General features: G+C 63.4%; 10 protein-coding genes. All 10 read left to right on the top strand.

Features of this window, described 5'->3' with window-relative positions; genetic code table 11:
* The first annotated feature begins 320 nt into the window (after positions 1-320).
* The gene (locus tag ACNKU3_RS14895) at positions 321-1790 is read left to right on the top strand and encodes a NarK family nitrate/nitrite MFS transporter (protein ID WP_418260298.1); all 1470 of its coding nucleotides are present in this window, start codon (positions 321-323) and stop codon (positions 1788-1790) included.
* A gap of 8 nt (positions 1791-1798) precedes the next feature.
* Positions 1799-3559 (top strand): protein kinase domain-containing protein, encoded by a 1761-nt coding sequence (locus ACNKU3_RS14890; protein ID WP_418260297.1) that lies wholly within the window; start codon positions 1799-1801, stop codon positions 3557-3559.
* A 250-nt stretch (positions 3560-3809) separates the two neighbouring features.
* Positions 3810-5051 carry an alginate export family protein gene (locus ACNKU3_RS14885; RefSeq protein WP_418260296.1) on the top strand — a complete coding sequence of 414 codons (1242 nt, stop codon included), beginning with the start codon at positions 3810-3812 and terminating at the stop codon, positions 5049-5051.
* A gap of 52 nt (positions 5052-5103) precedes the next feature.
* Positions 5104-5721, top strand: a complete 618-nt coding sequence (locus ACNKU3_RS14880; RefSeq protein ID WP_418260295.1) for an ANTAR domain-containing response regulator — start codon at positions 5104-5106, stop codon at positions 5719-5721.
* Entirely contained in the window at positions 5721-6902 is a 1182-nt protein-coding gene (locus tag ACNKU3_RS14875; protein WP_418260294.1) for a CmpA/NrtA family ABC transporter substrate-binding protein, read from the top strand. The genes ACNKU3_RS14880 and ACNKU3_RS14875 overlap by 1 nt, the downstream gene beginning before the upstream one ends.
* Before the next feature lie 266 nt (positions 6903-7168).
* The gene (locus ACNKU3_RS14870; protein WP_418260293.1) at positions 7169-8557 is read left to right on the top strand and encodes a CmpA/NrtA family ABC transporter substrate-binding protein; all 1389 of its coding nucleotides are present in this window, start codon (positions 7169-7171) and stop codon (positions 8555-8557) included.
* A 108-nt stretch (positions 8558-8665) separates the two neighbouring features.
* Entirely contained in the window at positions 8666-9610 is a 945-nt protein-coding gene (locus tag ACNKU3_RS14865) for an ABC transporter permease (protein ID WP_418260549.1), read from the top strand.
* A gap of 17 nt (positions 9611-9627) precedes the next feature.
* Entirely contained in the window at positions 9628-10500 is an 873-nt protein-coding gene (locus ACNKU3_RS14860; protein WP_418260292.1) for an ABC transporter ATP-binding protein, read from the top strand.
* Between the two features lie 7 nt (positions 10501-10507).
* Positions 10508-11740 (top strand): NAD(P)/FAD-dependent oxidoreductase, encoded by a 1233-nt coding sequence (locus tag ACNKU3_RS14855; RefSeq protein WP_418260291.1) that lies wholly within the window; start codon positions 10508-10510, stop codon positions 11738-11740.
* A gap of 34 nt (positions 11741-11774) precedes the next feature.
* Positions 11775-14405, top strand: coding sequence for a molybdopterin-dependent oxidoreductase (locus ACNKU3_RS14850; protein WP_418260290.1), 2631 nt, complete (start codon positions 11775-11777; stop codon positions 14403-14405).
* Positions 14406-14436: the final 31 nt, after the last annotated feature.

Below are 14436 nucleotides of genomic sequence, written 5' to 3'. Positions count from 1 at the left end.
GAGGCACATCGTTGTGCCCAAATGGTGCGCAAGACGGAGCATACGCACCAAATCTGCGCATCCACCGTTGGAGTTGAATCCTGAAATTAGTGCGTATTGGCGGCCTTAAGGCCCTGAAAACGTGCGTTTCCCGGGCAATTCAGCGCCTCAGCTATGTCGTTGGCATAAACGTTGCAAAACCCGTGCCTACTATGTCGCCATGCCAATCACCCGGCCTCCGGCGGCGACCTCTGCGAGTCCGACCCAACGGCGGGTCAATCACAGACTGTTTCCACCCTCATCCTGTTACCCTGTATCCCCAGCTGAAGGAGGCTCCTGACATGAGCAGCCCCGTTAAGATATTGAATCTGTCTGACCCCGCCATCCGCACCCTGCACCTGGCATGGTTCGCCTTTTTCCTCACCTTTGTCGTCTGGTTCAGCCACGCCCCGCTGATGGCGCACATCCGCGAGGCCTTCAGCCTCAGCGACCAGCAGGTCAAGGCGCTGCTGATACTCAACGTCGCCCTGACCATTCCCGCGCGAATCATCATTGGCATGCTGGTGGACCGCTTCGGCCCGCGCGTGGTGTTCAGCGCGTTACTGATGATCTCTGCGTTCTTCTGCTGGGGCTTCGCCTTTGCCACTTCCTATGAAATGCTCGCGCTGTTCCGTTTTCTCGGCGGTTTTGTCGGCGCCGGCTTCGTCATCGGCATTCGCCTGGTGGGTGAATGGTTCCCCGCCCGCCAGGTGGGCATGGCCCAGGGCATCTACGGCGGCTGGGGTAACTTCGGTTCCGCCGCTGCGGCCATGACCCTGCCCACCCTGGCGCTGGCTTATGGCGGCGACGACGGCTGGCGGTACGCCATCGCCAGCGCAGGCCTGATCGCCTTCTTCTATGGCATGTTCTTCTACCTGCGCGCCCGCAACACCCCCAGGGGGTCCACCTACTTCAAGCCGAAGCGCAACGGCGGGCTTGAGGTGAGCAGCTGGCGCGACCTGTATTTCTACATCGCCATGACCCTGCCCCTGTATATCGCACTGGCGGTGCTGGCCTGGAAATTGTCCCCCTCCAACCTCGGCCTGCTTTCCGCAACCGCCACGTACAGCCTCTACGCGCTGTTCAGCGTGCTGTTCCTGTTCCAGACCAGCCAGATCTGGCGGGTCAACAAGGAACACCTGCGCGAGGGCGTGCCGGAATACGAGCGCTACAAATTCCGCCAGGTCGCCGCGCTGGACTGGGCCTACTTTGTCACCTTCGGCTCTGAACTGGCCGTCGTGTCGATGCTGCCGCTGTTCTTCATGGACACCTTCAATCTCGGTGCAGTGGAAGCCGGCTTCCTCGCGTCGGGTTTTGCTTTCATGAACCTGGTCGCGCGACCTGGCGGCGGCTACCTGTCCGACACCTTCGGCCGCAAGCGTTCGCTGTCGATACTGATCGCCGGGCTGACCGTGGGCTACCTGGTGATGTCCCAGGTGAATTCCGGCTGGTGGATTCCGGCGGCGGTCATCGCCACCATGGCCTGTTCTTTCTTCGTCCAGGCCGGCGAAGGTGCCGTTTTCGCCATGGTGCCGCTGATCAAGCGCCGCATGACCGGGCAGATCGCCGGCATGGCCGGCGCCTACGGCAATGTCGGGGGCGTCACCTACCTCACCGTGCTCTCATTCGTAGACAACTCGACCTTCTTCCTGGTGATCGCCGGCAGCGCCGCCGTCTGCCTCGTTATCGTACAATTCCTGCTGGAAGAGCCCTCGGGGCAGATGCGCGAAGTCCTTCCCGACGGCACGGTACAACTGATCGACGTTGCTTGAGTAAGCTTATGGACGGAACGGTACCGCCCCCGGCGCCCCACCTGGCCTGCGCTGCACTGGCGCTGACAGTGGGGCAGTACAGCAGCGCGGGCCGCAAGCCCGACAACGAGGACGCCATCGGCATCCGCATTCCCGAGGGCGTCCTGCTGGCCACCAAGGGTGCAGCGGCAGTGATCGCCGATGGCATCAGTGCGGCAGAGGCGGGCAAGGAGGCCAGCCAGGCCTCGGTTACCGGTTTTCTCAACGACTATTTTTCCACCCCGGAAACCTGGACCACCAAAAAGTCCGCGGGCCAGGTACTCACTTCGCTCAACCGCTGGCTGTACAACCGCGGCCGCAGTTACGCCGACAACACCCGCGGTTACCTCACGACCTTCAGTGCGCTGATCCTGAAATCGCGCCAGGCCCACGTATTCCACGCGGGTGACAGCCGTATCTATCACTACCGCAACGGCGACCTGCTGCAACTTTCCACGGACCACAGCGTGCCGGTGTCGGAGAATCACGCCTACCTGACCCGGGCGCTGGGCATGGATGTCCACCTTGACGTCGACTACCGCTGTATCGCGATGGAGGAGGGCGACCTGTTCCTGCTGACCACGGACGGAATCCACGACAGTCTTTCCTCGGCCCAGTTGCGCAAGCTGCTGGGCGCATCCTCCGGCAGCGACTTGTCCGCACTTTGCCAACGCATCGCGGAAGCCGCGCTTGCCGCGGGTAGCGCCGACAACCTCAGCTGCCAGTTGCTGCGCATCGACGGCCTGCCCGAGGCAGCCATCGACGATGTCGTCGGCCAGCTCACCGAGTTGCGCTTCCCACCGCTACTGGACCAGGACATGGTGCTGGACGGGTATCGGGTAATCCGCGAACTGCACGCGAGTTCCCGCAGCCAGGTCTACCAGGTGGTGGATGTGGAAAGCGGCGAAAACTTCTGCATGAAAACGCCCTCGGTGAATTTCGAGGACGACCCGGCCTACATCGAGCGCTTTGTCATGGAAAGCTGGATCGGCTCCCGCATCCACAGCCCCTACGTAGTGCGGGTGGTCGAGCCGCCGCGCAAGAAGAGCTGCCTCTACTACCTGACCGAATATGTTTCCGGGATCACACTCTCGCGCTGGATGCTGGAAAACCCGCGCCCGCAGGTAGAGGAAGCGGTTTACCTGATCGAGCAGATCGCCAAGGGCGTGCGCGCCTTTCACCGCCGGGAAACGCTGCACCAGGACCTCAAGCCCGACAATATCCTCATCGACCGCAACGGGCAGGTAAAACTGGTGGACTTCGGCGCCTGCCGGGTCGGCGGCATCAGCGAGATCAGCTCACCGCTGGAACGGGACATCGCCCTCGGCACCGCCACCTACTCGGCGCCGGAATATACCCTGGGAACGCGTCCCGGCTACCAGTCCGACCAGTTCGCGCTGGCCGTTATCAGCTATGAAATGCTGACCGGCAAGCTGCCCTTCGGCGGCAAACTGGAAAACTGCAAAACCCGGCGCGACTACCTCGCCACCCACTACACCGAAAGCTATCGCTACAATCCGCACATCCCCCACTGGCTGGATGGCGCACTGCGCAAGGGCCTGCGTTTCCAGCCCGAGCGCCGCCACGGTGACGTGATGGAATTCGCCCACGAACTCCGCCACCCCAACCCGCGCTACCTGCAATACGACCAGCGCCCGCTGCTGGAGCGCGACCCCCTGCTGGTCTGGAAAACTCTCTGCGCTATCCTCGCGCTGACCCAGCTCGCCACCCTGTTTTTCCTGCTCCACTGAACGATTGCAGTGCAATTTTCTGTCCAAAAACGTGCGCCGCACCATTTCCAGCGCAGTACAGGCGTGCAGAAAACTCCGGAAAAACCGACAAAATCCGCAAAATAACAGGCACTTGAAACAGGTGGCCCGGTAATTGCTTTGGTTGACCGAGAACACCTACCACACACACGAACATCGGCAACGTAGCCTGCTCGACCATCTCGCAAGGGATGTGTCGAGCGGGCTTTTTTTATTTTTAAGGAGCACACAGATGGCAGTATCAAATCAGGCACGCACACTGTTGGCCGGAGCGGTTATCGCCGCCTGCGCCGTTCCGGTCACCGCCGAGGAAGCAGCCCCGGCACCGGAGTCCTTCACCGACATGTTCACCATGGGCAAGGCCTCAGTGGATTTTCGCTACCGCTTTGAATTTGTGGACCAGGATGGTTTTGACAAGGACGCAGAGGCCTCGACCCTGCGCAGCCGCCTGACCTTCGGGTCCGCGGCATACAAGGGTTTCTCTTTCCTGATGGAGGTCGACGATGTCTCCACCGTCGGCGACGACGACTACAACTCCACCGCCAATGGCAAGACCCAGTACCCCGTGGTCGCCGACCCCGAAGGTACCGACGTCAACCAGGTCTGGGCCAAGTACGCCTCGGGCGGCGCCAGCGGCACCTATGGCCGCCAGCGCATCCTGCACGGCAACCAGCGTTTCGTCGGCGGCGTGGGCTGGCGCCAGAACGAGCAGACCTACGACGGCTTCCGCGCACTCTACAGTACCGGCGGCCTGAGCCTCGACGCCAGCTACGTGTACAACGTCAACCGCATCTTCGGCCCGGATGACGGCCCGGTACAGCCCGCCGACCTGCACGGCGATAACTACCTGCTGCGCGGCGACTGGAAATTCTCCGAGAACCACGGCGTCGCCGCCTATGCCTACCTGCTGGACGTCGACTACGACCCAGCCTATCCCGCTGGCCGCAGCTCGGGTAATTCCTCCGACACCTACGGCGTGGAATACGCCGGCAAGTTCGGCCCCCTCGGCCTGAAAGCGGCCTACGCCACCCAGAGCGAAGGCGATGACGCCCCGGTCGACTACGACGCCGACTACTACATGCTCGAAGGTGCCTTCACTGTCGTCGGCCTTACTGCCACCCTCGGCTATGAAGTCCTCGGTGCCGGCGATGGTGTTGGCTTCAAGACCCCCTACGCCACCCTGCACATGTTCCAGGGCTGGGCGGACCAGTTCCTGGTCACCCCCGGCGACGGTATCGAGGACCTGTACGTCGGCATCGCCGGCGCGGTGGGCCCGGTCAAGCTCGCGGGCTATTACCATGACTTCCAGGCCGAGGATTCCGGCGCCGATTACGGCACGGAACTGGACCTTGTCGCCACCTGGCCGGTCACCAAGCAACTCAGCCTGCAACTCAAGTACGCCGGCTTTTCATCCGATAGCGACAGCTACGTGGATGTCGACAAGGCGTGGATGACGGTACAATTCAAGATCTGATCCTGGACCCTGAAACGCCGGCGGGCCAAAAACCCGCCGGCGAGACCGTACCGTGCCAAATACGCCCAGCAGTAGCAAAGTTTTACGCGTCATCCTCGTCGATGACGATCGCAGTCGCGCCAGCGCGGTAGAGAACAAACTCCGGGACGTCGGCTTTGAGGTGCTCTCGGTGATTCCCACAGCCTCCGGCCTGCTCTACCAGATGGCGCAGCAGGAACCCGATGTGGTCATCATCGCCCTCGACTCTCCGGATCGCGACGTACTGGAGAGCCTGACCATCGCCTCCTCCCACAACCCGCGACCCGTGGTGATGTTTTCCGAGGCCGGCGACCAGAGTTTTATCAGTGATGCCATTCGCGCCGGCGTTACCGCCTACCAGGCCGAAGACATCAACCCTGCGCGGGTGCGCGCCGCCATCGATATCGCCGTGGCGCAATTCTCCGCGTTCAACAGCCTGCGCGAGCAGCTGGATGAAACCCGCCGCCAGCTCGACGAGCGCAAGCTGGTGGAAAAGGCCAAGGGCCTGTTGATGTCGATACACAAGGTGGAGGAGGAAGAAGCCTTCGCCACCCTGCGCAAACTGGCGATGGACAAGAACCGCACCCTGGGCGAAACCGCCCGCGAGGTGATCTCCATCCTCGAGCGCAACAAATTAAAAGGAAAACACTGATGAGCGACGTGAAACGTCTGCCGCCAGCTGAAAAGCGCGAGCTCGAACTGGGCTTCCTGCGGCTCACCGACAGTGCTCCCCTGATCATGGCGCAGGAGCTGGGCTACTACGAGAAGTACGGGCTGGATATCCAGCTGCACGAGGAAGTCTCCTGGGCCAACCTGCGCGACAAGCTGGTCGCCGGGGTACTCGATGCGGCACAGATGCTCGCGCCCCTGCCCATCGCCACGACCCTGGGGGTCGGCGGTATTCGCGCCGACGTCATCACCGGCCTTTCGCTCAGCCTCAACGGCAACGCCATCACCGTCAGCCAGGCCCTGGCCGGACCGCTGGCAGAACTCGGCGGCAATCCGCTGAACGGCGCCAGGGCGACGGCTGCCGCACTCGCCCAGTACCTGCGCCAGACCGGCAACCAGATCACCCTGGCCTCGGCCCACACCTTCTCCTGCCATACCCTGCAGTTGCGCCAGTGGCTGCGCGCCGGCGGCATCGACCCGGACCGCGATGTACGCATTATCATCCTGCCGCCACAACAGATGGTGGACAGCCTCGCCCGCGGCATCATAGATGGCTTTTGTGTCGGCGAACCCTGGAACACCATGGCGGTGCAGTACGGCATAGGCGTGGTGCAGGCCACCGGCTACGAAATCTGGAACAACAGCGTGGAAAAAGTGCTCGGCGTCACCGAGAGCTGGCACCAGAACCACCCGGCGAGCCACCTCCGCCTGCGCCTCGCGCTGATGGAGGCCTGTACCTGGCTCTCCCACCCCTTCAATCGCGAACAGACCGTTTCCGTGCTCGCCGACCCGGCCTACCTCGACCTGCCCGAGGAAGTATTGCGCCCCTCGATTACCGGCCAGTTCGCCTTCAGCAAGGGCGGGACGCCACAGGACATGCCACACTTCCACGTCTTCGGGCGCTTCCAGGCCGGCTTCCCCTGGCGCTCCGACGGCATTCACATGGCGCAGCACATCGGCGAATCCCTGGGCAAGCATTTCAGCGACGACGAGATCAAATCCCTGGTCCAGCGCACCATGCGCACCGACCTGTACCGGGAAGCGGCTCGCCATCTCGACATCGCCTCGCCCAACCAGGACTACAAGCCCCTCAACCGCCACGCCGAAGCCTGGGAAATCGAGCCGGGTATCGAACTCGGCCCGGACCTCATGCTCACGCCCTGAAACGAATCACCCGAACCAGCGCCGCGGCCTATCATGGTGCGGCAGCTGCCCCTCCGGCCCGCTTCCCAACCCACCTGAAATACCTAACTTACTGTATTTAATCGCTATTTAAAGAGTTGGCGCGACTCTTGTAGCACACTTGCCGGTATACCAGACAACATCGCGAACCTCCCCTTTCGAGCAACGCCGCTCTCCCTCACCTGGCCCTGGCCAGTAACAGAGGGGAGCGTTCGTTGAACTCACACACAGAACTCAAGGGGTTTCCAATGATTCGCAAAGGTATTTTGTCCCTCACCCGCCGGCGCCTGGGCGTCGTCGCCCTCGGCTCACTGCTGGCAGCCAGTCTCCCGCTCGCCGCGACAGCCGAAATCGGCGAGCCGGAAAAAGACGAACTGAAGTTCGGCTTTATCAAGCTCACCGACATGGCACCGCTGGCGGTCGCCTACGAAAATCACTACTTCGAGGACGAAGGCCTCTACGTCACCCTGGAAGCCCAGGCCAACTGGAAAGTCCTGCTCGACGGTGTCATCGACGGCCAACTCGACGGCGCCCACATGCTCGCCGGCCAGCCGCTCGCCGCGACCATCGGCTTCGGCACCAAGGCGCACATCGTCACCCCCTTCTCCATGGACCTGAACGGCAACGGCATTACCGTCTCCAACGCCATCTGGGAAGAGATGAAGAAAAACGTGCCGATGGAAAACGGCAAGCCGGTCCACCCGATCAAGGCCGACTACCTGAAACCCGTGGTGGAAAAGTACAAGGCCGAAGGCAAGCCCTTCAACATGGGCATGGTTTTCCCGGTCTCCACCCACAACTATGAACTGCGCTACTGGCTCGCCGCCGGCGGCATCCACCCCGGTTACTACGCGCCGGCCAAGGGCGACATCTCCGGCCAGATCAACGCCGACGCCCTGCTCTCCGTCACCCCGCCGCCACAGATGCCGGCGACCCTGGAAGCCGGCACCATCTACGGCTACTGCGTCGGCGAGCCCTGGAACCAGCAGGCGGTATTCAAGGGTATCGGCGTTCCGGTCATTACCGACTATGAAATCTGGAAAAACAACCCGGAAAAAGTCTTCGGCATGACCAAGGAATTCACCGACAAATACCCGAACACCACAGTCCGTGTGGTCAAGGCACTGCTGCGCGCCGCGAAATGGCTGGATGAGAACGACAACGCCAATCGGCCGGAAGCGGTGAAAATCCTCTCCCGCCCGGAATACGTGGGCGCCGACTACGAGGTGATCGCCAACTCCATGACCGGCACCTTCGAGTACGAGAAAGGCGACAAGCGCTCCGTACCGGACTTCAACGTGTTCTTCCGCTACTACGCCACCTACCCCTACTACTCGGACGCCGTGTGGTACCTCTCGCAAATGCGTCGCTGGGGCCAGATCGGCGAAGCCAAGTCCGATGACTGGTACGCGGAAGTGGCGAAAAGCGTTTACCGCCCCGACATCTATGCGCTGGCGGCGAAAGAACTGATCGAGGAGGGCGAAATGACCGCCGAGGACTTCCCCGACTTCGCCACCGAGGACGGCTACCGCGAACCGCAAGCCGAGTTCATCGACGGCAAGGTCTTCGACGGCACCCAGCCCAACGCCTATCTGGAGCAGTTCCCGATCGGCCTGAAAGGCGACGAGACCCTTTAAACCGCAAATCGCGCCGCTCCGTCGCGGAGCGGCGCCAACGACGCAACGCAGGACAACACCATGACCGACAATGTAATAGCACTGCGACCCGACGACCGATTCCGGCAGATGGTCGCCGGCGTCACCTCCAAGCCCTTCCTGGAAGGCATGCTGCTGCCCGCGATCGGTATCGTGTGTTTCCTGCTGCTGTGGCAGTTTTCAGCAGACCGGATCGAAACCTCCCTCGGCCAGTTCCCGGGGCCGGCACAGGTCTGGGAGCAGGTACAGAACCTCGCCGGGGAACATTCGCGCGAACGCCAGAAGGAGGACGAGTTTTACCAGCGCCAGGAAGAGCGCAACGCGAAAAAACTCGAGAAAGACCCCGACGCCGCCGTGAAGTGGCGGGATTACACCGGCAAACCGACCTTCGTCGACCAGATCGGTACCAGCCTGTTGACCGTCGCCGTGGGCTTCCTGATCGCCAACCTGGTCGCTATTCCCCTGGGTATCGTCTGCGGTCTCAGCGCCGGCATGTACAAGGCGATGAACCCGATCATCCAGATTTTCAAACCGGTGTCGCCGCTGGCCTGGCTGCCGCTGGTCACCATGGTGGTAAGTGCCACCTACACCGCCGACGATCCGCTGCTGGAAAAATCCTTTCTCAATTCGGCGATCACCGTGGCCCTGTGCTGCCTCTGGCCGACGCTGATCAACACCACCGTGGGCGTCGCCAGCATCGACCGCGACCTGGTCAACGTCAGCCGGGTCATGGCCCTGCCCTGGCGCACGCATATCCGCAAGATCGTCATTCCCGCGGCGATCCCGATGATATTCACCGGCCTGCGCCTGTCGCTGGCCACCGGCTGGATGGTCCTGATCGCGGCGGAGATGCTGGCGCAGAACCCCGGCCTCGGCAAGTTCGTCTGGGATGAATTCCAGAACGGCAGTTCCGACTCACTGGGCCGCATCATGGTGGCGGTGCTGGTGATCGGCCTGATCGGCTTCATGCTCGACAAGATGATGCTGACCCTGCAGAAGCGGGTGACCTGGGACAAGAGCGCAGTACTGCGCTAGTAGCGAGGAGCTTCAGAATGATTAGCACAGAGAAATATCTCGACATCACCGGCGTCGGTATCGAGTTCGATACCAACGGAAAAAAATTCCGCGCCCTGCAGAACGTCAACCTGAAGATGGCCAAGGGTGAATTCGTGTCCCTGATCGGCCACTCCGGCTGTGGCAAGTCCACCGTATTGAACATCGTCGCCGGACTGCTGCGCGCCACCGAGGGCGGCGTCGCCCTGGAGGGGAGGGAAGTCACCGAACCCGGTCCGGACCGGGCGGTGGTGTTCCAGAACCACTCGCTGATGCCCTGGCTCACCGTTTACGAAAACGTGGAACTCGCGGTCAACCAGGTGTTCCGCAAGACCAAGACCCGCGCCGAGCGGCGGGAGTGGATCGAACACAACCTGCGCCTGGTCAACATGGACCACGCCCTGAACAAACTGCCCAGCGAGATTTCCGGCGGCATGAAACAGCGGGTGGGTATCGCCCGCTGCCTCGCCATGCAACCCAAGGTCCTGCTGATGGACGAGCCCTTCGGTGCGCTCGACGCGCTGACCCGGGCGCAGCTGCAGGACTCGGTTATGGAGATCCAGGCGACCCTCGGCAATACGGTGATCATGATCACCCACGACGTGGACGAAGCCGTGCTGCTCTCCGACCGTATCGTGATGATGACCAACGGCCCCGCTGCCACCATTGGCGAGATTCTCGAAGTGAAACTGCCGCGCCCCCGGGACCGACTGGAACTGGCAGAAGACCCGGACTTCGTCCACCTGCGGCAACAGGTGCTCGAATTCCTTTACGCCAAGCACACCAATCCGGCAACCCAGCTCAACGCCAAGCCACTGCGGGAAGCACCCGTTACCGGCGCCGGCAAAAAGGCCGACACCGAGGCGGCCTGATCGGACCATGCACGAGCGACTGCTGATCGTCGGCGCGGGTATGGCAAGTGCCTACCTGCTGCAGGAACTGGGCAAAACCCGGCACCCTTACGCCGTTACCGTGATTGGTGACGAGGCCGAAGCCTGTTACAACCGCGTATTGCTATCCAATGTGCTCGCGGGTGAAAACACCGAGGAAGACCTCGATATGCTCGGAGGAGTGCGCGGTGACGAAGGCAATCCGCCCTGGCTGCGCTTTCTCACCGGCACCCGTATCATGTCGGTCGATACCGCGGACAAGTGTGTCGTCGACAGTGCGGGCCAGCGCCACAGCTACGACCGGCTGGTCCTCGCCACCGGCGCCAGTGTCGCCCGCCCCCAGGTGGATTGCCGTGGCATCCAGGGTGTACACGCCTTTCGCACCGTGGCCGACACTCGCAAGCTGCGCCATCTGGCCGCCGGCTCCGGTGGCCGTGCCGTCGTGGTCGGCGGCGGGCTGCTGGGGCTGGAAGCGGCTCACGGCCTCAACGCCCTCGGCTTCAGCACCTGCGTCGTGCATCGCAATACCACGCTGATGAACCGCCAGCTCGACAGCGAAGGCGGGCGCCAGCTGCAGCGCGACCTGGTGTCCCGGGGCATCGACTTCCGGCTGGGGCGGCAGGTGGCCAGCCTGGTGACAACAGCAGACCAGGAGATCGCGGGCATCACTCTCGATGACGGTGAAGAACTGCCCTGCGAACTGTTGCTGTTTGCCACCGGCATTACCCCCAACGCCAGCCTCGCCCGGGAGGCGGGTATCCCGACGCAGCGCGGTATACTCGTCGACGAGCGCCTGCAAAGTGCGGCCCCCGGCGTTTACGCCCTGGGTGAATGTTCCCAGTTCGGCGACGCCACCTTCGGGCTGGTCGCACCGATCAGGCTGCAGGCCTCGGTACTTGCGGCGGAGCTGTCGGGTAAACCCCATCCACCATTCCGGATCGAGGATTACCCGACCCAGTTAAAAATATCGGGCGTGGAAATTTTTCGCGCCGGCGAACTGGACGATGCTGCGGAACAACTCCTGTTGCGCAGCGGCGACATCTACCGCCGCCTGATCATCCGCGACGATCGCCTGGTCGGTGCCGTACTGGTCGGCGACAAGCGCGGCGGCACCTGGTACGCGGAACTGATTGCCAGCGGCCAGGACATCAGCAACCTGCGCTCAGCACTGGCGTTCGGCCGCGAGGTCGGCGAAAGCCATGCTGCAGCGGCAGCGGCCTGAAACCGGCCGCGTTACGAAGAGCGAAACACCTCCGATGCAACGAACCTGCAATACCACTTGCCCGTACTGCGGCGTCGGCTGCGGTGTCAGCGCCGAGCTTGGCGAGACCCAGGTGATCCGCGTCGTCGGGGACAAAGAGCACCCGGCCAATTACGGCCGCCTGTGCGTCAAGGGCACCGCGCTGGCGGAAACCCTCGGTGAGGAAGGCCGCCTCCTGTACCCGGAACTGAACGGCCAACGTCTCGACTGGGACAGCGCGCTGGCGACCCTCACCCAGCGCCTGCGCGACACCCGCGATACCCACGGGCCGGGCGCCGTGGCGTTTTACCTTTCCGGCCAGTTGCTGACGGAGGATTACTACGTTGCCAACAAGCTGATGAAGGGATTTCTCGGCAGCGCCAATGTCGACACCAATTCCCGCCTGTGCATGTCCTCCGCCGTCGCCGCGCACAAACGGGCCTTTGGCGAGGACGTTGTACCCTGCAGCTACAACGACGTTGAGGAATGCGAGCTGCTGGTGATGGTCGGCTCCAACGCCGCCTGGACCCATCCGGTGGTGTACCAGCGGGTGGAAGCGGCGCGCAAGGCGGGCAGGCACAAGCGCATTGTGGTCATCGACCCCCGGCGCACCGCAAGTTGCGACGGCGCCGACCTGCACCTGCAATTGCGGCCCGGCTCCGACGCATTCCTGTTCGGCGGCCTGCTGCAATACCTGGCGGACAAAGGTGCACTCGACCAAGCCTACATTGAACAGCATACAGAAGGCTTCAGCGAAGCCCTCGCAGCCTGCGCCAGGATCGGAATAGGTGAGGTCGCCGCGGCAACCGGCCTGCGACCCGCCGACATCGAGCAGTTCTATCGCTGGTTCACACAGTACGAACGCAGCGTGACGATGTTTTCCCAGGGTGTGAAGCAGTCCGCTACCGGCACCGACAAGTGCAACGCGATTATTAACTGTCACCTTGCCACCGGCCGTATCGGCAAGCCCGGTGCCGGGCCTTTCTCGATTACCGGACAACCCAACGCCATGGGCGGGCGCGAAGTGGGTGGGCTCGCCAACCAGCTTGCCGCGCACATGGATTTCGCCCCGCAGGACGTGGACCGGGTCCAGCGCTTCTGGGGCGCGACCGACATGGCGGGCGCACCCGGGCTCAAGGCGGTGGAACTGTTCGAGGCGGCAGAGCGCGGCGAGATCAAATTCCTCTGGATCATGGCCACCAACCCCGCGGTCAGCCTGCCGGACAGCGCCATGGTGCGCCGCGCCCTGCAGCGCTGCGATTTTGTCGTGGTCTCCGACTGCACGGCGCAAACCGATACCGCGGAATTCGCCGACCTGTTGCTGCCGGCCGCGCCCTGGGGCGAAAAGGAAGGTACCGTGACCAACTCGGAGCGGGTCATGTCCCGGCAGCGGCAACTGGTCGAGCCCCTCGGCGAGGCGAAGCCGGACTGGTGGATGGTCACCGAGGTCGCGCAGCGGCTGGGCTTCGAAGCCGAATTTGCCTACCGCAATGCCGCGGATATCTTCCGCGAGCACGCGGCCCTGTCCGGGTTCGAGAACCGGGGCGAGCGCGCCTTCGATATCAGCGCACTGGCCGGGATCAGCGACACCGACTACGCCGACATGGCGCCCCTGCGCTGGCCCCTGCCCGCGGGGGGCGGCCGGCCTGAGCCGTTCGCCGACGGCCGTTTTTCCACCCCCTCCGGTCGCGCCCGCCTGGTCGCGGTGACACCAGAGTTGCCGGTCGCCGAAGGCCTGCTGGTGAATACCGGTCGCCTGCGCGACCAGTGGCACACCATGACCCGTACCGGCCGGGTTCCGCGCCTGTCCCAGCACCGGGATTTTTTCAGTATCGCGGTCAACCCGGAAGATGCAGCCAATGCGGGGTTTGCCGACGGCGACCTGGTGCAACTGGAAAACGAGCAGGGCCGGGTGATCGGCATTGCCACGCTGGATCCGGGCATCGCCCCCGGGCAGAGTTTCGTCCCCATTCACTGGAGCGGACAGTTCGCCGGCGAGGCCCGCGCCAGCGGGCTGATACCCGCGGTGACCGATCCGCACTCCGGCCAGCCGCAGTCGAAGTTTGCGGGGGCGCGGATGCTGCCGGTCAACGCCGCCAGCTGGGGCTTGCTGTTTTCCCGCCGTCAGTACCATCCAGGGGACCTGGGTTACTGGTCGCGCATCGCGGTAGCCGGTGGCTACCTCACCCTGCTTGCCGACGGCGCCAGCCCCGCGGCGATCTACGCGGCCCTGCAGCCGCAACTCAGTGCCGCCACGGTGGACATCGCGACCTATGAGGATGCCGCACGCGGCGATTATCGCGAACTGGGCCACCGGGACGGCCGTATCGAGTACGCCCTGTTTCTACACGGCCAGCGCGAGTGCCTGCCAGAACGCAGCTGGATGTCCGCCCTGGGCGGCGAGCAACTGGCCGGCGGGGAAGTACACAACTACCTCGCGGGATTCAGCCCCGACGCCGAATCAACGGGACGCCTGGTCTGCAGCTGCTGGGAAGTGGGGGAGGCCCAGATCTGCAGAGCCATCGCCGCGGGCGCGCAATCGCTGGAGGCGCTGGGCAAGGAATTGCGCTGTGGTACCCAGTGCGGCTCCTGCGTCCCGGAGTTGCGGGACCTGTTGGCCCGGGAAACTGCCGAACACGCTGCCTGAGGCGCGCGGGTGTGAAAGGAAAAGGCCGGGC

It is taken from the genome of Haliea sp. E17, from assembly GCF_048323675.1.
In the GTDB taxonomy this organism is placed as follows: Bacteria; Pseudomonadota; Gammaproteobacteria; order Pseudomonadales; family Halieaceae; genus Mangrovimicrobium.
The sequence above is the reverse complement of the archived record's forward strand: the minus strand, read 5'-3'. Positions and strand labels throughout refer to the sequence as shown.